Origin of the sequence: Microbacterium sp. LWH10-1.2, from assembly GCF_038397765.1 — a bacterium.
In the GTDB taxonomy this organism is placed as follows: domain Bacteria; phylum Actinomycetota; class Actinomycetes; order Actinomycetales; family Microbacteriaceae; genus Microbacterium; species Microbacterium natoriense.
The window spans coordinates 4002497-4021482 of sequence record NZ_CP151638.1; the positions used below are offsets into that span (position 1 = coordinate 4002497).

The 18986-nt window shown below is 70.4% G+C and carries 22 protein-coding genes; 10 read left to right on the forward strand and 12 right to left on the reverse strand.

What is annotated here, in order from left to right; all coding sequences use genetic code 11:
- Nucleotides 1-561, forward strand: a complete 561-nt coding sequence (pyrE, locus tag MRBLWH10_RS18700) for an orotate phosphoribosyltransferase (protein WP_341941095.1) — start codon at nt 1-3, stop codon at nt 559-561.
- Nucleotides 558-1460: an ROK family protein gene (locus tag MRBLWH10_RS18705; protein ID WP_341941096.1), complete on the forward strand. Its 903-nt coding sequence runs from the start codon at nt 558-560 to the stop codon at nt 1458-1460. Before pyrE ends, MRBLWH10_RS18705 begins: the two co-directional genes overlap by 4 nt.
- 28 nt (nt 1461-1488) lie before the next feature.
- Here the strand turns inward: MRBLWH10_RS18705 and MRBLWH10_RS18710 are convergent, their stop codons facing one another.
- Entirely contained in the window at nt 1489-1845 is a 357-nt protein-coding gene (locus MRBLWH10_RS18710; RefSeq protein WP_341941097.1) for a hypothetical protein, read from the reverse strand.
- Between the two features lie 213 nt (nt 1846-2058).
- Here MRBLWH10_RS18710 and MRBLWH10_RS18715 point away from each other — a divergent pair, with 213 nt between their 5' ends.
- A complete protein-coding gene (locus MRBLWH10_RS18715; protein ID WP_341941098.1) occupies nt 2059-3210 on the forward strand; it encodes an anhydro-N-acetylmuramic acid kinase in 1152 nt (383 codons plus the stop codon).
- A 15-nt stretch (nt 3211-3225) separates the two neighbouring features.
- Here MRBLWH10_RS18715 and MRBLWH10_RS18720 read toward each other — a convergent pair whose 3' ends face one another.
- The 7 genes from MRBLWH10_RS18720 to MRBLWH10_RS18750 all read right to left on the reverse strand — a co-directional run bounded on the left by MRBLWH10_RS18720 (nt 3226) and on the right by MRBLWH10_RS18750 (nt 9379).
- A complete protein-coding gene (locus MRBLWH10_RS18720) occupies nt 3226-3390 on the reverse strand; it encodes a hypothetical protein (protein ID WP_181155886.1) in 165 nt (54 codons plus the stop codon).
- Entirely contained in the window at nt 3387-3956 is a 570-nt protein-coding gene (locus tag MRBLWH10_RS18725) for a YdeI/OmpD-associated family protein (RefSeq protein ID WP_341941099.1), read from the reverse strand. The genes MRBLWH10_RS18720 and MRBLWH10_RS18725 overlap by 4 nt, the downstream gene beginning before the upstream one ends.
- A gap of 3 nt (nt 3957-3959) precedes the next feature.
- Nucleotides 3960-4772 carry an HAD-IIA family hydrolase gene (locus tag MRBLWH10_RS18730; RefSeq protein ID WP_105674326.1) on the reverse strand — a complete coding sequence of 271 codons (813 nt, stop codon included), beginning with the start codon at nt 4770-4772 and terminating at the stop codon, nt 3960-3962.
- Nucleotides 4773-4937: 165 nt separating this feature from the next.
- The gene (locus tag MRBLWH10_RS18735; RefSeq protein ID WP_341941100.1) at nt 4938-7007 is read right to left on the reverse strand and encodes a family 10 glycosylhydrolase; all 2070 of its coding nucleotides are present in this window, start codon (nt 7005-7007) and stop codon (nt 4938-4940) included.
- A gap of 107 nt (nt 7008-7114) precedes the next feature.
- Entirely contained in the window at nt 7115-7744 is a 630-nt protein-coding gene (locus MRBLWH10_RS18740; RefSeq protein WP_105674322.1) for a metal-dependent transcriptional regulator, read from the reverse strand.
- Nucleotides 7745-7767: 23 nt separating this feature from the next.
- Complete coding sequence (locus MRBLWH10_RS18745) at nt 7768-8058, reverse strand: hypothetical protein (RefSeq protein WP_105674320.1); 291 nt, start codon at nt 8056-8058, stop codon at nt 7768-7770.
- Nucleotides 8059-8092: 34 nt separating this feature from the next.
- Complete coding sequence (locus MRBLWH10_RS18750; protein WP_341941101.1) at nt 8093-9379, reverse strand: Nramp family divalent metal transporter; 1287 nt, start codon at nt 9377-9379, stop codon at nt 8093-8095.
- Between the two features lie 87 nt (nt 9380-9466).
- Here MRBLWH10_RS18750 and MRBLWH10_RS18755 point away from each other — a divergent pair, with 87 nt between their 5' ends.
- The gene (locus tag MRBLWH10_RS18755; protein WP_341941102.1) at nt 9467-10117 is read left to right on the forward strand and encodes a TrmH family RNA methyltransferase; all 651 of its coding nucleotides are present in this window, start codon (nt 9467-9469) and stop codon (nt 10115-10117) included.
- A 15-nt stretch (nt 10118-10132) separates the two neighbouring features.
- Here the strand turns inward: MRBLWH10_RS18755 and MRBLWH10_RS18760 are convergent, their stop codons facing one another.
- Both MRBLWH10_RS18760 and MRBLWH10_RS18765 read right to left on the reverse strand, forming a co-directional pair.
- Entirely contained in the window at nt 10133-10423 is a 291-nt protein-coding gene (locus MRBLWH10_RS18760; protein WP_223585726.1) for a DUF2730 domain-containing protein, read from the reverse strand.
- A gap of 139 nt (nt 10424-10562) precedes the next feature.
- Complete coding sequence (locus MRBLWH10_RS18765; RefSeq protein WP_341941103.1) at nt 10563-11885, reverse strand: MATE family efflux transporter; 1323 nt, start codon at nt 11883-11885, stop codon at nt 10563-10565.
- A gap of 88 nt (nt 11886-11973) precedes the next feature.
- Here MRBLWH10_RS18765 and MRBLWH10_RS18770 point away from each other — a divergent pair, with 88 nt between their 5' ends.
- Entirely contained in the window at nt 11974-12528 is a 555-nt protein-coding gene (locus MRBLWH10_RS18770; protein WP_341941104.1) for a DUF1992 domain-containing protein, read from the forward strand.
- A gap of 4 nt (nt 12529-12532) precedes the next feature.
- Here the strand turns inward: MRBLWH10_RS18770 and MRBLWH10_RS18775 are convergent, their stop codons facing one another.
- Both MRBLWH10_RS18775 and MRBLWH10_RS18780 read right to left on the reverse strand, forming a co-directional pair.
- On the reverse strand, nt 12533-13006 hold the full coding sequence (locus tag MRBLWH10_RS18775; protein ID WP_341941105.1) for a TQO small subunit DoxD: 474 nt from the start codon (nt 13004-13006) through the stop codon (nt 12533-12535).
- Nucleotides 13003-13434 carry a DM13 domain-containing protein gene (locus MRBLWH10_RS18780; RefSeq protein ID WP_341941106.1) on the reverse strand — a complete coding sequence of 144 codons (432 nt, stop codon included), beginning with the start codon at nt 13432-13434 and terminating at the stop codon, nt 13003-13005. The genes MRBLWH10_RS18775 and MRBLWH10_RS18780 overlap by 4 nt, the downstream gene beginning before the upstream one ends.
- 146 nt (nt 13435-13580) lie before the next feature.
- On the opposite strand from MRBLWH10_RS18780, the gene MRBLWH10_RS18785 reads away from it, so the two are divergent.
- The 5 genes from MRBLWH10_RS18785 (at nt 13581) to MRBLWH10_RS18805 (ending at nt 18973) form a co-directional block, all read left to right on the forward strand.
- On the forward strand, nt 13581-14276 hold the full coding sequence (locus tag MRBLWH10_RS18785) for a response regulator transcription factor (protein WP_341941107.1): 696 nt from the start codon (nt 13581-13583) through the stop codon (nt 14274-14276).
- Complete coding sequence (locus tag MRBLWH10_RS18790; RefSeq protein WP_341941108.1) at nt 14273-15430, forward strand: HAMP domain-containing sensor histidine kinase; 1158 nt, start codon at nt 14273-14275, stop codon at nt 15428-15430. The genes MRBLWH10_RS18785 and MRBLWH10_RS18790 overlap by 4 nt, the downstream gene beginning before the upstream one ends.
- Nucleotides 15431-15469: 39 nt before the next feature.
- Entirely contained in the window at nt 15470-17434 is a 1965-nt protein-coding gene (locus tag MRBLWH10_RS18795; protein WP_341941109.1) for a M13-type metalloendopeptidase, read from the forward strand.
- Between the two features lie 216 nt (nt 17435-17650).
- Entirely contained in the window at nt 17651-18535 is an 885-nt protein-coding gene (locus MRBLWH10_RS18800) for a serine hydrolase (protein WP_105674378.1), read from the forward strand.
- A 39-nt stretch (nt 18536-18574) separates the two neighbouring features.
- Complete coding sequence (locus MRBLWH10_RS18805) at nt 18575-18973, forward strand: hypothetical protein (RefSeq protein WP_341941110.1); 399 nt, start codon at nt 18575-18577, stop codon at nt 18971-18973.
- The last annotated feature ends 13 nt before the right edge of the window (nt 18974-18986 follow it).

Here is an 18986-nt window from a genome sequence, read left to right on the forward strand (position 1 = left end):
GTGACCGCACTCGACGCAGACCGCCAGACACTTCTCGACCTGATCACGGACGAGGCGGTGTTCCACGGCGACTTCACCCTCTCCAGCGGCAAGAAGGCGACGTACTACGTCGACATGCGCAAGCTCACCCTCGATCACAGGGCCGCGCCCGCGATCGGCCGCATCATGCTCGATCTGATCGGCGACCTCGACGTCGTGGCGGTCGGCGGCCTGACCCTCGGCGCCGACCCGATCGCGAATTCGGTGCTGCACGCGTCGGTCGCCGCCGGAACGCCGCTCGACGCCTTCGTCGTGCGCAAGGAGCCCAAGGACCATGGCCGCGGCCGGCAGATCGAGGGCGCCGATGTCAAGGGCAAGCGCGTGGTCGTGCTGGAAGACACGTCGACCACCGGGCAGTCCGCGCTCAAGGCGGTCGAGGCGCTGCGCAAGGAGGGCGCCGAGATCGTGGCCGTCGCCGTCATCGTCGACCGCAAGACCGGTGCGCAGGCCGCGATCGAGGCCGAGGGCCTGGAATGGCGCGCGGCGTTCGATCTCGACGACCTCGGACTCGACCCCCAGTGACTCGCTACGCGCTGGCCGTCGATGTCGGCGGCACGAAGATGGAGGCCGCCCTCGTCGGCGAGGACGGCACTCTGGTCGACGGCAGCCGCAGCCGTCAGGCGACGGGGCGAGAGGCCACGTTCGCCTCGCTCACGGATGCCGTCTCCGCGATCGTCTCGCATGCGCTCGCCGTACTCCCCGCAGGCGCCGAGCTCGTGGGCGCGGGCGTCGGCAGCGCCGGCCCCATCGACCGCGCAGCGGGGGCGATCATGCCGGTGAACATGCCGCTCGCCCGAGGCTTCGGACTCGCGGAGGCCGTGCACGTCGCGGCATCCCGAGTGCTCGGACGTGAGGTTCCGACCGTGCTCGGGCACGACGGAGGAGCGCTCGCGCTCGCCGAGTCGTGGCTGGGAGCGACCCAGGACGCTGGTGCGTCTCTGTCGATCGTGGTCTCGACCGGGGTCGGCGGGGGGTTCGTCGCGAACGGCGCGTACATCCCCGGGGCCACCGGCAACGCCGGTCATCTCGGTCAGGTGCGCCGCGAGGGCGGGCTCACGCTCGAGGAGATCGCCTCCGGGCCGGCGAGCGCCGCATGGGCGCAGCAGCAGGGCTGGACCGGAGCGACCGGCGAAGACCTCGCCAGGGACGCCGCGGCCGGCGACACCATCGCGCGCGCGGCGATCGAGCGCTCGGCGCGCGCCGTGGGCGATGCGCTGGCGGATGCCGCGACCCTCGTCGACCTCGACACGATCGCGATCGGCGGAGGCTTCTCCCGCGTCTCCGCGGACTACATCGACCTCGTACAGCAGGCCCTCACCGCGAGCGCGGCACACGAGTACTCACGTCGCGCGCGGGTCGTGCGCTCGGGTCTCGGCGACGAGGGTCCACTCATCGGCGCCGCGGCTCTCGTTCTGCGCTAGCGGCTCGCTCGCCGCCGACGGTTCCGGCTCAGCGGCCTGCGACGACGAGGTGCCGTGGCGGGCCTTCGAGGCGCGCGACGGCGATCTTCACCTCGACGACATCGCTCGCGAGCGCATCGATGCGTGCGGTGAGTGTGGTCTCGACGTCGTCGATGCGCGCGGTGAGCTTGCTCTCTACGCCGTCGATGCGTGCGGTGAGTTTGGTCTCGACGTCGTCGATGCGCGCGGTGAGCTTGCTCTCTACGCCGTCGATGCGGTGGGTGAGTTTGCTCTCGACCCCGTCGATGCGGCGGACGATCCATCCCGCGCCGGCGAACATGCTGGCGCCGATGCTCACCACCGCACCTACGGCGCCGATGAGGACAGTCAGGGTGTCGAGGGACATCTTCGCCTCCGTTTCGAGATGGGTGGACGAGGACGAATCTACGGATCCGCGACTCCAGCATCCCTCCGTCTCGCGCCGTCGTCCACGATCTGGGGAGAGATCCGTCAGATCGATCGTTGAGGACGACAGGTCTCATCGGCCGGCGGCGGACGATTCCGTACGCTCTCCTTACAAATTCGTCGTACCCTCGTAGAAGACCCCGGAAGGAAGCGCATGCGCGTACTCGGCCTGCTCTCTGGCACCTCTCATGACGGCATCGACGTCGCCGTCGTCGACTTCGCCGCCGCAGACGGCGCGCTGCACGGCACCGTGCTGCACGAGGACAGCGTCCCGTACAGCCCCGACCTCCGTGCGCGACTCGTCGCCGCGCTCCCGCCGGCGCCCACCACACTGGCGGAGGTGTGCGAGCTCGACACCCTGATCGGGCAGGAGTTCGCAGAGGTCGCGGCATCCGCTGCGGCATCCGTCGGCGGAGTCGACGCCGTGTGCACGCACGGCCAGACGGTCTTCCACTGGGTGGATGCCGGCCACGCCCTCGGCACCCTGCAGATCGGCCAGCCCGCCTGGATCGCAGAGCGTGTCGGGGCGCCGGTCGTCTCCGACGTGCGGATCCGCGACATCACCGCGGGCGGGCACGGCGCGCCCCTCGTGTCGTTCCTCGACGAGCTGCTCCTGCGCGGCCGCCCCGGCGTCTCGGCCGCCGTCAACCTCGGCGGCATCGCGAACATCACCATCACGGGGCCCTCGGGTCTCGTCGCCTACGACATCGGCCCCGCGAACGCCCTGGTCGATGCGGTCGTCGTCGCCGAGGGCTTGAACGAGCGCGGCTACGATGCGGATGCCGAGATCGCCCTCGCCGGCACCGTCGACGAGACTCTCCTGGCCGCGCTCCTCGATGATCCGTACTACGCGCTGCCCACCCCGAAGAGCACGGGCAAGGAGCACTTCCACCTCGACTACGTGCGTGCGCACGTCGGCGACAGGGACATCGCGGACGCCGATCTCGTGCGCACCCTCACGGAGCTGACCGTCCGCACCGTGGCGCACGATGTCAGTGCCGCGGGCATCGGCTACCTCGCGGTGTCGGGCGGCGGGTGCCACAACCCGCTGATCATGAGAGGCCTGCGCGACGCGCTGCCCGGAGTGGAGGTGGTCCTCGCGGACGAGCTCGGGGCATCGGCTGACAGCAAGGAGGCGATCCTCTTCGCACTGATCGGCTGGTGCACCATGCACGGGGTCGCCGCGGTGATCCCCGGCGGCACGGGAGCGCGGGAGCCGCGCATCCTCGGAACGATCACGCCGGGTGCGGGCCCGCTGCGGATGCCGGAGCCGGTCGCCCGCGTGGAGAGTCTGACCCTGAGCTGATCGGCTCGCTCCGGGTCAGCGTCGTCGGTCGTCGTCGTCCCAGGGGCCTTCCCACCAGCCGGCGCGGCCGTCGTCCGACCCTCCGCGTCGTCGTGACCGCGCGAACTGCACGATGATCACCACGAGCGAGGTCACGAGGATCAGCGTGACCACGAGGAACAGCAGATCGCTCTGATTCACGGTCGCCTCCCTTCTGCGGCATCGGCCACGATCTTCGCGATCCGGGCGCGACGGGTCTCGTCCCGCTTGGCCATCGCGATGTTCGTGAGCCCGAGCTTCTTCACCGACTTCGGGAACGCGTCCCAGTTCTCCCTGGCGGCGGGAACGGCGTCCAGCGCCTGGGTGAGCTCGGGCGGCTCGATCCCGGCCTCCGGGCCGTCGAGCACGCTCCACGAGCCGTTCGCCTTCGCCGCCTCCAGCACGCGGATGCCGACCGGGGCGAGCAGCCCCTCGGCCTCGAGCTCTGCGATGCGCGCCTTGTTCGTCGCCGCCCAGCCGCTCGACGGCCGCCGCGGAGAGAACCACTGGCCGACGGTCCGATCGTCGAAGGTCCGCACGGGCCCGTCGATCCAGCCGAAGCAGAGCGCCTGGCGCACCGCGTCTTCATAGCCGACGCCGACGTCGTTGTTGCCCCGCACGCTCAGCAGCCAGACGCCCGCCGCGCGCTCGTGGTTCTCCTGGAGCCACGCGCGCCAGACGACGGCATCGGCTGCGGTGACGCGCTCACCTTCGTCGAGGACGCCCATCGCTCACTTCTTCGTCTTGACCGTCGTGATCGTCTCGGTGATGCGCGGGAGCAGGTCGGCCACCGACTGCACGATCTCATCCGGACGGAACGGGTACTTCTCGATCTCGACCTGGTCGCTGATGCCCGTGAGCACCAGCACCGTGTGCAGCCCCGCCTCGATGCCGGCGACGACATCGGTGTCCATGCGGTCGCCGATCATGCCGGTGCGCTTGGAGTGCGCTCCGATCTTGTTCAGCGCCGAGCGGAACATCATGGGGTTCGGCTTGCCGACGACGTAGGGCTCCTTGCCCGTCGCCTTGGTGATGAGCGCGGCGATCGCGCCGGTCGCCGGGAGCGGTCCGTCGGCGCTGGGGCCTGTGGCATCGGGGTTCGTGACGATGAAGCGCGCACCGTCGTTGATGAGTCGGATCGCCTTGGTGATCGCCTCGAAGGAGTAGTTGCGCGTCTCGCCGACGACGACGAAGTCGGGGTTGGTCTCGGTCATGATGAACCCCGCGTCGTGCAGGGCGGTGAGGATGCCGGCCTCGCCGATCACGAAGGCGGACCCGCCGGGCAGCTGCTGCTTCAGGAAGTCGGCGGTCGCGAGGGCGGACGTCCAGATGCGGTCCTCCGGCACGTTCAGGCCGCTGGTGCGCAGCCGCGCGGAGAGGTCGCGGGCCGTGAAGATCGAGTTGTTGGTCAGCACGAGGTAGGGGATGCCGGAGCTCTCCCATCCGGCGAGCAGTTCTGACGCGCCCGGGATGGCGTCGTTCTCATGGACGAGCACGCCGTCCATGTCGGTGAGCCAGCATTCGATGTCGTCGCGTTGGGCCATGTGCACAGCCTATTGGGCGCGTGTGTCGCGCAGGTGACGAGGTCTGCCGCATCGGGTCGGGGGAGTGCGCGGCGCCCGATGGTCGAAGGCCGCCCTCCGGGGGAGCGGAGGACGGCCTTCGTCGGGGAGGTGCGACGGCGGGCCGGGGTCGGCCGTCGCACCGGCTCAGTCGGCCCTGTTGCGGCGGTGGCGGGCAGCGGCGGCGACCGCTGCGGCGGCGGCGCCGGCGGCGAGGAGTCCTCCGCCGATCAGCAGGGCAGCGGTGGGCGCGGTCCCACCCGTCGTCGCCAGAGCGCCGTCACGGGAGGGCGACGAACCGCCGGCGCCCGTCGCCGGGCCTGCTGGACCCGCGGGATTGACCGGGTCGACCGGATCGACGGGGTCGACGGGGTCGATCGGATCCACCGGGGCGGCGGCGGCGACGGGAAGGCTCTCCACCGCGGCGGCGTCCAGCGCGGTGACGACCCAGGTCTCCCCGGCGGCGGCCGCGACGGTCGGCGGAAGATCGTAGCCCAGCTCGGCGGACCCTCCGGCCCAGAACGTGTCCACGAGCGTGCCGCCGGTCGCGACGACCTGCGCGGGAGTCCCGGTGCCGCGGTAGATCGCGTACTGGCGCGCCTCCGCGGCATCCCCGGCCTTCCAGGTGATCCGACCGTCCTTCAGCGTCACGTCGGTCGGGGCGGCGACGACGCCGTCCGACAGCCAGGGCTTGGCGGGGACGATCGTCGGCCGCGCGAAGGCCTCGGACTTCAGCAGGGCGATCGCATCGTTCTTCGCCTGGTTGCGCGGCTGCTGATCGGCCGGGAGCGCGGCGACGGCGCTCGGCTTCATGTCGTTGTAGCTGAAGAGCACGCTGCCGTCGATCCCGTCGAGGGTCTGGTTGAACCGGATCTGGTTGGGGACCTCTTCGGGGTTCATCCATGCGGGGTCGAAGCCCCCGTTGCTCACGTGCTTGTACAGGGCGTGGCCGGTGTAGATCTGCGTGCGGCTGTCGGCGGTGGTGTTGCTCCACCACTGCGCGAGCTCTCCGTAGGGGGCGGCTGCCTGGTCGAAGCTCCAGTAGATCTGCGGGGTGAGGTAGTCGACGAGCTCGTCCTGCACCCAGCCGCGGGTGTCCGCGAAGATCGACTTGCTGTAGCTCTGGGACGAGCCGGTCGGGGTGTGCGACCCCGCGGGGTCGAGGGCGCTGTGCTCCCAGATCCCGAACGGGCTGACACCGAACTGCACGGCGGTGCCGTCCTGGTCGTTGTGGTCGTCGATCGCATCCCCGACCTCGGTGATCAGCGCCGTGACGTTGTCGCGTCGCCACTGCTCGACGCCGGCGACGGTGTCCGCGTAGCCGGCGGCCAGGCCGTACTGCTCGAACGTCGCCCTGTCCTCCCCGGCGTCGCCGAAGAACACATTCGCTCCGTTGACGCTGATCCGATACGGATAGAAGTAGTCGTCGAAGTGGATCGCGTCGACGTCGTAGTTCGCGACGATCTCCGCCACGGATGCCGCGACGTAGTCCCGGACCTCCGGTCGCCCCGGATTCAGGAAGAGCTTCTCGTCGAACGACAGCACGAGGTCGGGATGCTGCACGGCGAAGTTGTCATCGGCCAGGACTCCGGCCGCGTTGAGCGCGGCGATGTACTCGGTCGTCGTGAGCGCCTTGACCTGATCCGCCGTCAGCTTCAGCGCCGACAGGATGCTCGCCGCCGTCATCTTGGTGTTCGTCACGCGGTAGGGGTTGAGCCAGGCGTGGTACTCCATGCCGCGGGCGTGTGTCGCCTCGACCATCCGGGCCAGCGGGTCGTAGCCGGGGTCCGTGCCCTGGGCGCCCGAGACGAACTCGGACCAGGGGTTGATCTCCGAGGGGTAGTACGCATCGAGGAGCGGGCGCACCTGGAAGATCACGGCGTTCATGTTCCACGCCTCGAAGTCGTCGAGCACCGCGTCGTACTTCGCGTCGAAGTCGGCCGCGCTCGTCGGCTTGCCGAAGTTCAGGTTGCCGATCGTCGCGACCCACGCGCTGGAGAAGCGACGGTTCTCCGGGGTGAGGGCGGTGGGGACCGCGACCTGGGTACCGGAGCCCGGATACGTGTACACCGGCTTGTCGCCGTAGCCGTACGTGCCGTCGGCGTTCTTGACGTAGGAGTAAAGGAGTTCCGTGTCGGGGGCTGCCGCCGCCATGGCAGCGGGCGCTCCGACCATCAGCAGCGCAGCTGTCGCGGCGACGAGGGGGCGTCTCTTCATCGAGTCCTCTTTCGAGCGGGGTGATAATTGTTTTCAGAGTCTTGCACAAAAGTGGAAACAATTGACACCCCCTGACCTGACGGTGCTCGGGGTTCTCGGGCGCGGTCTCAGGACGTGAGCCAGATCACATCGGCCGCGTGCGCGATCTCGGCCTCCGTGCCGTCGACGGAGAAGCCGCCGGCGGTCACCGACACCTCGACCCCCACCGCGACGCCCGCGGCCTCGACCGCGCGCAGGATCTCCGGGTCCTGGTCGCTCACCCGGAGGACGCGACCGACGTGGCCCTCGACGGCATCCGCGAGCAGGACGAACGGTTCGCGGATGACCGCGCCGTCGGCATCCGGGATCGCGTCGCCGTGCGGATCGAACCGCGGGCGTCCGAGCCGCGCATCGATGCCCTCGAGCAGCCGGTCGCTGATCGTGTGCTCGAGCACCTCGGCCTCGTCGTGGACCTCGTCCCAGCCGTAGCCGAACTCCCGCACCAGCCAGGTCTCGATCAGTCGGTGCCTGCGGATGATCGACAGGGCGCGTGCGGTGCCGGCATCGGTCAGCCGCACCGCTCCGTAGGGCACGTGCGAGACGAGGCCCGCCGCCGCGAGCTTCTTGACCATCTCGGTGACGGACGAGGGGGCGATCCCGAGCTTCGCGGCCAGCACCGACGGCGTGATGGGAGCATCCTGCCACTCGGTGTGCGCGTAGACGGTCTTCAGATAGTCGTCAGCTGCCGGGGATGCCACGGTCTCAGCCTACGCGTCGGCGGTCAGTTCGCGACGTCGACGAGGATGCCGAACGCGACCTGTCCGGCGAAGAACACCACGAGGAATCCGAGCAGTGCGGCCGCGAGCGACAGGCGTCCGTCGAAGCCCTCGATGTCGGCGATGCCGATCTTGCGCGCGCGGAACGCCAGCACGAGCGTCGCGATGCCGAGTCCGAGCTGCACCCACGGGCCGCCGACCGGGAGTGTCTTCGGGAAGGCGATGAGGAGTCCTCCGGCCAGGCCGGTCGCGATGCCGATCCAGGTGAGCAGGCGGACCTTGGCTTCGGCAGTCATGGCTTCGAGCCTAACCGCCGTGCGCGAGCCGGACTCACGCCCCCGTGAGCACCAGCCAGAGCAGTGCGCCGTTCAGCGCGATCAGGAGCACGGATGCCGTGACCCCCGCGGCCGTCGTCCACACGCGGTTGGCCCACGGGCCGAGGGTGCGCCGCTGCGCGGTGAGCGCCACCAGGGGGATGAGCGCGAACGGGATGCCGAACGACAGCACCACCTGGCTCAGCACCAGGGCGAGCGTCGGGTCGACCCCCGCCCACAGGATGGCGAGCGCGGGGATGAGCGTGACGAGCCGTCGGGCGAGCAGCGGTACACGCACGTGCAGCAGACCGTGCATGATCTCCGCACCCGCATAGGCGCCGACCGAGGTGGAGGCGAGACCGGAGGCGAGGAGCCCGACCGCGAAGAACGTCGCGACGACGGGGCCGAGGCTCGCGGCGAGGGCGGCGTGCGCTCCCTCGAGGGAGTCGGTTCCTGCGACGCCCGCGAGATTGGCCGCGGCGAGGAGGAGGATGCCGAGGTTCACCGAACCGGCGATCACCATCGCGATCGACACGTCCCAGCGGGTGGCGGTGAGCAGCCGCCGGATGCGCGAGGTCTCGGTCCGGACCGCCTCGGTCTCGGCGTGCGACGCCGCGGAGCCGAACCGGTCGCGGGCGAGGGAGGAGTGCGCGTAGATCGCGTGCGGCATGATCGTCGCGCCGAGGATGGATGCGGCGAGGAGCACCGAGCCCGTGCCCTCGAACCGGGGGACCAGTCCGCCCACGACCCCCGCCGGGTCCGGGGGTGCGACGAACACGCCGGCGACGAAGCCGATGGTGATGATCGCCATGAGGCCGATGATCACGAACTCGAAGTGGCGGGGCCCTCGACGGCTCTGCACCGCGAGCAGGACCATCGAGACCGCGCCGGTGATGAGACCGCCGAGCAGCAGCGGCACGTTGAACAGGAGGTTCAGCGCCACCGCTCCGCCGATGACCTCGGCGAGATCGGTCGCCATCGCCACGAGCTCGGCCTGCAGCCAGTACGCGCGCCGCGCCCACGGTCGACGCAGGCGGGCCCCCAGCATCTCGGGGAGGCTCTGCCCCGTGACGACGCCGAGCTTGGCGGACAGGTACTGGATGAGCCACGCCATCACGTTGCCTGCGATCACGACCCAGACCAACAGGTACCCGTACTGGGCACCCGCGGTCATGTTGCTCGCGACGTTGCCGGGGTCGAGGTACGCGACTCCGGCGACGAAGGCGGGCCCGAGGAGCCAGAGGCTGCGCGGAGCGGTGGTCCGTACGGCGGGGGCATCGTCGATCGCGGAATTTTTAGGCATGCCGAAATCGTAGCGGATTTTTCGGTCCACCTAAATAGTCGGTCGTCGCGGGACGTCGACGGGCTCAGTGCCGGATAGCCTGGCGGGATGGACGAGCAGAGCGCCGAGACGCCGACAGGATCGGCGACGCAGCCGGGATACGGCGTCGGACCGTGGCCGGGTGGCGAGTCGGCGTGGCCGGCGGGGGAGCAGTACGACCCCGAGCTGCTGGCCGTCGGCGACACCCGCAACGTCGTCGACCGCTACCGCTACTGGCGTATGGAGGCGATCGTCGCCGACCTCGACACGCACCGGCATCCGTTCCACGTCGCGATCGAGAACTGGCAGCACGACATGAACATCGGCTCGATCGTGCGCAGCGCCAACGCCTTCCTCGCAGACACCGTGCACATCATCGGACGTCGCCGCTGGAACCGGCGCGGAGCCATGGTCACCGACCGTTACCAGCACGTGGTGCATCACGAGGACGTGCAGGCCTTCACCGCCTGGACCGAGGCCGAGGGCCTCCCGATCATCGCCGTCGACAACGTCGACGGCGCCGTGCCCGTCGACCACGCCGAGCTTCCCGAGCGGTGCGTGCTGCTCTTCGGGCAGGAGGGGCCGGGGCTCTCCGCCGAGGCGCTCGCCGCGGCATCCGCGCACATCGAGATCACCCAGTACGGCTCGACGAGATCGATCAACGCGAGCGCCGCGGCCGCCGTGATCATGTACGAGTGGTGCCGGAGGTACGCGGGCTGAGCCACCTCGCCGGAATCAGTCGCGGTCGATGCCGAAGGTGTTCTTCATGAGCGAGTTGACATCACGGTCGAGGGTGCGGATGTCGCCGCGCAGGGAGGCGATGTCGCCCTTCACCTCGGCGCGGAGCTCGTTCATGTCACCGCGGATCTCGGCGCGGAGCTCGTTCATGTCACCGCGGATCTCGCTGCGGAGTCCGCCGATCTCGGTGCGGATGATGCGGACGAACATCGTGGACATGATCGTCAGCATCCCGAACAGTCCGGCGGCGAAGACGCCGATCAGTGTCCAGACCTGAGGTTCGTTCATCGCGAGCACCCTCCCATTCTGTTGCGCTCACGACGAGCGTGCAGGGATGCGCGGTACACAGATGTGACGGATTCCGGACATCCGCGAGCGTGTGGAGAAGTCGTGCGTCGGCCCCGGCTGTGGGCGAGGAGTCGGGGACTCAGGCGTCCACCGCGACCCAGCGTCCCGACCGCACCCGCCAGCCCAGCGTGCCGAGGCGGGCGAGGAGGTAGACGCCGAAGAACGCGACCGAGAGCCAGACGAGCCCGGCGCTGCCGGCGACACCGCTCGCCGAGATGATCCACAGCGCGGGGAGGAAGGGCACGAGGTTGAGGCCGCCCGCGACCGCCAGATACCTGGCGTCGCCGGCGCCCATCAGCACGCCGTCGAGGACGAAGACCACCCCGGCGATCGGCTGTGCGACGGCGAGCACGATGAGGGCGGGCTGGACCAGGGATGCGACCTCCGGGTCGCCGGTGAACAGGATCCCGAGCACACCGGACAGCGCGCCGATCACGGCGCCGACGATCACGCCGAACCAGGCTCCCCACGCGACGGTGCGCGCGAGCACGCGATGCACCCTGCGGTCGTCTCCGGCGCCGAGCTCCTTGCCGATCAGGGCCTGAGCGGCGATCGCGAGCGCATCGAGAGCGAACGCCGCGGCCGAGAAGATCGTGAAGACGATCTGCCAGCCGGCGAGCTCCGTGGTGCCGATGCCCGTCGCGATGCCCACGGTGGCGAGCAGGGCCACCCGCAGGCTCACCGTTCGCAGGAACAGCCAACCGCCCGACCTGGCCGTGCCGCGGATGCCGTCGCGCTGCGCCCGCAGGGAGGCGCTGTGCCTCGTCGCGAGGCGCCGCACGACCAGCACGTAGGCGGCGACCATCCCCCACTGCGCGGTCACCGTGCCGACGGCCGATCCTGCGATGCCCCAGTTGAAGCCGTAGATGAAGAGGACGTTCAGCAGGGCGTTGGCGCCGAACCCGAGCCCCGCGATCCACAGCGGCGTCACCGTGTCCTGCATGCCGCGCAGCAGCCCGGTCGCGGCGAACACGATCAGCATCGCCGGCAGACCCCACATCGAGATGCGGAGGTAGTCGTCGGCCTGAGCCGCGACGGCGTCGCTCGCCCCGAACAGGGACACCAGCCAGGGCGACGACACGGCGCCGATCACGGCGAGCACGGCTCCGAGTCCGAGGGCCAGCCACATGCCGTTCACGCCCACCGAGACGGCGTCTCCCGGCGCACCAGCGCCGAACCTCCGGGCGACGGCGGGGGTGGTCGAGTAGGCGAGGAAGACCATGAGCCCGACGATCGTCTGCAGGACGGCTCCCGCGATGCCGAGCCCGGCGAGCGGTGTGGTGCCGAGGTGGCCGACGAGGGCGGCGTCGACGATGAGGAAGGCCGGCTCGGCGATCAGCGCGCCCAGCGCGGGCACCGCGAGCCGCAGGATGTCGCGGTTCAGAGAGGCGGGCCTGGTCACCCTCAGAGCCTAGGCGCTGGCGGGGACACCGCATCTCCGCGCCCTGACTGCGCGGCCGTCGTACGCTGGAGAGCAGTCGGAGGTGCGCATGAGCGATCCACGAGAAGCGGCAGCGAGATATCGAGCGCGTCAGCAGAGCGGCGAGGCGGACGCGGATGCCGAGGCTGACACCGGTACGCCCCCCGGAGCCGCCGCGGCGGTCGACCGGGCCGCCTACATCGAGAGCGCGATCCAGGTCGCGATCCGCCGGGGCGACTTCGACGATCTCCCGGGCGCGGGGAAGCCGATCGAGGGCCTCGGCGACCACCACGATCCGGACTGGTGGATCCGCCGGAAGATCGAGACCGAGAACCTCACGGGGCTCGGCCCTCCCGCCATCCTCCTCCGCGCCGAGGACCGCGAGCTGGACGATCAGCTCGACCTCCTCGGCCGCGAGGCCGACGTGCGCGACGTGCTCGCGGACTTCAACCGCCGGGTGCGGGAGGCGAGACGGCAGCTGCAGGGCGGCCCGCCCGTGGTCACGCAGCCGCGGGACATCGATGCGGAGGTCGTCGCGTGGGCGGACCGAAGGGCGGCGCGCCCGATCCCCCAGGCTCCCGCGATGCCGAAGCGCCGCCGCTTCGGCATCCGGCGCAGGGGCTGAGCGCTCAGTCCGGGTTCCGTCGAGAGGCGTTCCGACGTCTCCGCCACCAGCCGTCGACCCCGAACCGTCCCGCCGCCGGCAGCACGAGCACGAGCGCCGACAGCAGCACCATCACGGGATACTGGGCGATCAGCTGGTCCGACGCCCAGTAGAGCATCAGCGTCCCGATCGACGCCAGCGCGACGGGTCTCGTCATCAGGCCGACGAGGAGAAGCGCGCCGAGCAGCGTCTCGAGCGCCGGTATCACCACCCCGAAGAGGCCCGCCGCGCTGTCCATCGCGCCGCCGAGGGGCGCGAACCACCAGGGCGTCCTGCTGTTGCCTGCGGTGCTCCTGGCGACGAGCTCGATATCGGCCGCGCCGAACCCCGCGCGGTACTTCAGGATCCCCTCCAGGAGCCAGAGGACCCCGACGGCGACCCTCGCCGCGCCGCCGAGCAGCGACGAGGCGAGGGCGAAGGGCCGTCCGGCGCCGTTCATGACAGCTTCGCGGCGCCGAACACCGCCTTGGCCTTGTCGCAGTGGATCACGACGTAGGTGTAGTCGGCGACGTCGGCGTCCTTCAGCGTGAAGGTCTGCGATGCGGTGTCGAAGGACACCGCATCGACCATCACCCCTGCCGAGACGGCGGCCTCGTCGGTCCCCTTCGTCAGGTAGACGTGCAGGTCGGGTCCCTCGTCGGAGGAGAAGTCCGACAGGACGAGCATCCCGTCTGACACCGACACCGAGCCCTTCACGGTCTTGTCGTTGAGGCCGGCGAAGTCTCCGGTCCGCTCCATCCCCATGGAGGCGCTCTGCGACATCGAGGGCTCCGGCTTCGTTCCGCTGTCGGCGCCTGGCGAGCTGCAGGCGCTGAGCGAGAGGGCGAGGGCGAGTGCCGCTGTGGCGGCGAGAGCGGTCGTGCGCATGGGATTCTCCTGTTCGCTGTGCGGCGGGTGCCGCGGCTGATTGCACTGCCGAGCACGCTACGGAGCGAGGTCGCGCGAAAGGGGAGTCCTTTCAGGATCGTAAGGAACAGGCTGGCCGTGCTCGCCCCGCGACTAGTGTCGACCGCATGGAGGAGGCCGCCCGCGTCGTCGTCGTGGAGGACGACCCGACCGTCAGAGGAGCGGTCGACGCCTACCTGCGCGCCAACGGGTACGCCGTCGCCGCCTACGGCGACGGGATCGCCGCGAGGAGGGCCATCTCGGCCGGCCCTCCCGACCTCGTGATCGTCGATCGGATGCTGCCGGGCATCAGCGGCGACGAGCTCTGCCGTGAGATCCGCTCGATCTCCGACGTCCCGATCATGATGCTGACCGCGCTGGGGCAGGTGGAGGACCGCATCGACGGGCTCGAGGCCGGCGCCGACGACTACCTCGCGAAGCCGTTCTCCCTGCGAGAGCTGCTGCTGCGCGTGGGCGCGCTCGTGCGTCGCGCTCGCGTCGCGGGATCGGCGGCGGAGATCGTCGCCGGGGATTTCCGGGTCGACCCCGTGCGCCGTCGCGTGTGGGTGCGCGGGGTCGAGGTCGTCCTCACGGCGCGCGAGCACGACCTCCTCGTGTTCCTCGTCCGCAACCCGGACCGCGTGATCGGTCGCGACGAGATCCTGCGCGAGGTGTGGGGGTGGACCGTCGGCGACGGCGCCACCGTCACCGTGCACGTGCGGCGCCTCAGGGAGAAGATCGAGCCCGATCCGCAGAGTCCGCAGCACCTGCACACCGAGTGGGGCGTCGGCTACTTCTTCTCGCCGCAGGGGAGGGCGGGATGATGGGGCTCGCGGCGGGAGACGTCGCCCTCATCGTGATGACCGGCATCCTGTGCGCGGCCGTCGTGGCCGCCGTCGCGCTCCTGGCGCTCCGACTGCTGCGTCGCCGCACCACGACCGCCCAGTTCCTCGTGGTGGCGTGCGCGGGCACGGCGGCGATGACGGCATCCGTCCTCGCGATCTCGATCGAGATGTACATCTCCGTGCACGACCTGACGGTGCTCGTCGTCGTCCTCGGCGTCTCCCTCGCGCTCGCGCTCGCCGTGGGATGGATCGTCGCCCGCGCGGCGCGGTCGTCGCTCGGCAGGTTCGCCGCGTCGCTCGATCGCGTGGGCGGCGGCGACGTGGTGGAGGCGGAGCCGTCGGGGTGGATCGAGATCGACGATCTCTCCGCCCAGCTCGCGGCCGTGTCGGCGAAGGTGGAGGCTGCGCGCACGGAGCTGGAGCAGCTGGACTCAGCGCGGCGACGGTTCTTCGCATGGATCTCGCACGATCTGCGCACGCCGCTGACGGCCGTCCGCGCGCTCGCGGAGTCGGTCGAGGCGGGGGCCGCCGATGCTCCGGAGCGCTTCGCCGGAGAGGTGAGAGCGCAGGTGGAGACGATGAGCCGCATGGTCGACGATCTCTTCGAGCTGTCGAAGCTGACGGCGGGCGCGGTGCAATTGCGCACCGAGCAGGTGGGGCTCCTGGACATCGTGTCGGATGCCGTCGCCGATGTCCGCGCGGCCGCCGAGCGTCGAGGGCTGCGCATCGTCGAGCGGGGGATCGCCGGTCAGGTGCTGTGGGCGGATCCGCACCAGCTGGGGCGGATCATCGGCAATCTGCTCACGAACGCCGTCGCCCACGCCCCCGCAGGGACCGATATCGTCATCACGGCGTCGGAGGGAGCCGGCCGCGGCCTGGTGCTCGGGATCCTCGACCACGGGGCGGGGGTGGCCGTCGAGGATCTGGACCGGATGTTCGACATCGGCTGGCGTGCGGATGCCGCGCGCACGACGTCCGGCGACGGTCTCGTGTCGTCCGGGTCGGGGATCGGGCTCTCGATCGCCCGCGGTCTCGCCCGCGCCCACGGCGGGGACGTCGTCGCCGAGCTGACCGCGGACGGGTTCCGCATGAACGTGCTGCTGCCGTACGGGACGGCGCAGGAGCGGGACTGAACGGCGCCCGATGTCGGCGTCGCCGCATAGGCTGTTCGCATGACAGACGTCCTCCCCTCTGGCCTGGCCACCGAAGAGTTCAGCTCCGACATCCGTCCGCAGGATGACCTGTACCGCCACGTCAACGGCGCGTGGCTGTCCCGCACCGAGATCCCTGGCGACAAGGCGCGGTGGGGGTCCTTCCACCTCCTCGCCGAGCAGGCCGAGAAAGACGTCAGGGCCATCATCGAAGAGTCGCAGGATGCCGCCGACGGCACCCTCGCACGCAAGATCGGCGACCTGTTCGCGAGCTTCATGGACACCGACCGCATCGCCGCGGCGGGCGTGACCCCGCTGGCCGACACCCTCGCCGAGATCGACGCGATCGACGGCATCCCCGCGTTCCTGCGCGTCGCGGGCGCGTACGACCGCGACGGTCGCGCCCACCTGATCGGACTGTACGTCGACGGCGACCCCGGCGACCCCGAGCGCTACGTCCCCGTGCTGCTGCAGGGTGGTCTGTCGCTGCCCGACGAGAGCTACTACCGCCTCGACACCTTCGAAGACACGCGGGCGAAGTACCGCGAGCACCTCGAGCGCCTGCTCGCTCTCGCCGGCGTCTCCGACGCAGCGTCCGAGGCGGAGCGCTCCATCGCCCTCGAGACCGAGCTCGCGGGGCACCACTGGGACAACGTGCGCAGCCGCGATGCCGTGGAGACCTACAACCTCAAGACCTGGGCCGAGCTGCAGGAGCTCGTGGGCGTCGATCTCGGCGCGTGGCGAGACGCGGTCAGCCCGTCCAACCCGGTCGCGCTCGCCGAGGCGGTCGTCTCGCAGCCCAGCTTCTTCGAGGGACTCGGCGCGCTGCTGACCGACGAGCGCCTCGACGACTGGAAGGCGTGGCTGCGTGCGCAGGTCGTGCACGCGGCCGCCCCGTACCTGACCGACGACCTCGTGCAGGAGAACTTCTCCTTCTACGGCACCGAGCTGTCCGGCGTCCCGACGATCCGCGAGCGCTGGAAGCGCGGAGTGTCCGTCACCGAGGGCGCGCTGGGCGAGGCCATCGGCAAGGTCTACGTCGAGCGGCACTACCCGCCGACGGCCAAGGCCGCGATGGACGAGCTGGTCGACAACCTGATCGAGGCGTACCGGCAGAGCATCGCCGAGCTCGAGTGGATGACCGCCGAGACCCGTGAGCGCGCCCTCGCCAAGCTCGACGCCTTCACCCCGAAGATCGGACACCCCGAGGTGTGGCGCGACTACTCCTCCCTCGCGATCGACCGCGCCGACCTGTTCGGCAACGTCCGCCGCGCCGCGATCTTCGAGCACGACCGCCACATCAACAAGGTCGGTACGCCGATCGACCGCACCGAGTGGCACATGCCTCCGCAGATGGTGAACGCGTACTACAACCCGTCGATGAACGAGATCGTGTTCCCCGCGGCGATCCTGCAGTACCCCTTCTTCGACGCCTCGCGCGACGCGGCGGCGAACTACGGCGGCATCGGCGCGGTCATCGGCCACGAGATCGGCCACGGGTTCGACGACCAGGGCAGCCGCTACGACGGCGACGGCAAGCTCGAGGACTGGTGGACGGATGCCGACCGCTCGGCGTTCGAGGAGCGCACCAAGGCCCTCATCGCGCAGTACGACACGCTCGTCCCCGAGGGACTCGACGCCGAGCACCACGTCAACGGGGCGCTCACGATCGGCGAGAACATCGGCGACCTGGGCGGACTCGGCATCGCGCTGAAGGCGTACGAGCTCTCGCTCGGGGGTGCCGAGGCGCCCGTCATCGACGGGTACACCGGCGTGCAGCGACTGCTGCTGTCGTGGGGCCAGGTGTGGCAGCAGAAGAGCCGCGAGGCGGAGACGCTGCGCCTGCTCACGATCGACCCGCACTCGCCGAACGAGTTCCGCTGCAATCAGATCGTGCGCAACATCGACGCGTTCTACGAGGCGTTCGGGGTCACCTCCGACGACGCCCTGTGGCTGCCCGAGGGCGACCGCGTCACCATCTGGTGAACGCCCGCGTGCGCAGCGTCACAGACTTCTGACGCTGCGCGCGCCGCGCATGTGACGATCTGATGACCAATCTCCGGAGTTTGTGAGGGTTCCTCGCTCGCGGGGGTTACGATATCCGTGCTGCGGGGGAGTGCATCCCGCGGCTTCCCGCCAATCCACCCCCCGTAAGGATCACGCGTGGGCGCTCCCGAGCCTGTCGAAGGGCCGTCGCAGGCGATGCTGCGCCGCTCTCAGCGCACCAGTCGGCGCCTGCCGCGTCGTGCCGCCGCCGGTCGGCGGTCGTTCACCTCGACGCTGCGCGCGCTGGAGGCGCTGGCGGATGCCGGGGCGCAGGTGTCGGTGCACGTCGTCGACCTCGACAGCCACGTGCACGTCCTCTCCGGAGACGACCATGTGACGATGCCCGTGGCCGGGCTGGGCGTGGTGCCCCTGCTGATCGAGGTCGCCGCGGGGTTCGAGGCCGGAACGCTCGACCCGCTCGAGATCGTCGATCGCACCGCGGTGGATCAGGTGTCGACCTCGGGGCTGTGGCGTCATCTGCACGCCCCCGCCCTGCCGCTGGAAGACCTCGCCGTGCTCGCCGCCACAGCCGGTGACCCGATCGCCGTGAACGCGCTCCTGCAGAAGGTCGGACACGATCGGGTGCGCGAGCGCATCGAATCGCTGGGGCTGCGTCGCACGGCGCTGCTCGACCGGTTCCGTGATGAGCGGGGCCCCGATGACGCCCCGCATGTGTCCGTCGGCTCGGCGCGCGAGCTCGCCGGGCTCTTCTCGGCTCTCGTGAACTCCCAGGTGGTCGATGCGGCCGTCAGCGCTCAGGTGTCGGAGTGGCTCAGCCTCAACCAGGACCTCAGCCTCGTCGCTGCGTCGACGGGCCTCGACCCGTTCGCCCATGACCACGACGCGCACGGCCTGCTCTTCATCAACAAGACCGGGCGCGATCGCGGCGTCCGCGCCGAGGCCGGAGTCCTCGCGGGGCCCCGCGCCGGCGTCGCCTATTCGCTCATCGTCTGCTTCGACGATCTCTCGATCGCGCACCGGCTGAGGGCGCACGACGCCTTCCGCGTGCTCGGCGTCGAGCTCATGGAGTACACGCACTGACGTTCGGCCGGCCACGGCATCCGCGGATAGCATCGGGAGATGCCCTACGCAGACTGGACCCCGCACCGCCGCGACGACGGCGAGCTCCTCGGATGGATCCACCCCGAGGGAGACGACTGGGTCGCCGTCGACGTGCTGGGGCGCACGGCATCCGATCCCGTCGACTGGCTGGACGCCGAAGTCGCGCTGGAGGACCGGGGGATCGCCTGGCTCGCGGACCCGTGGATGCTGGAGGGCGAAGCCGACCGCCCGCTGCGGGTGCGGATCCTCGAGGTGACACCCGACGAGGAGGGCGCTCCGGGGCGGATCGTCGTGAAGATCGACGACTTCGGCGACATGACCCGTCCGGCGACGGCGCAGTTCACGCTGGCGTGGCCGATCCCCGATCGGCTGCGTCCACCGCGCGACGGCGACCCCGACCCGCGCACGATCGGCTGATCACCGACGCACG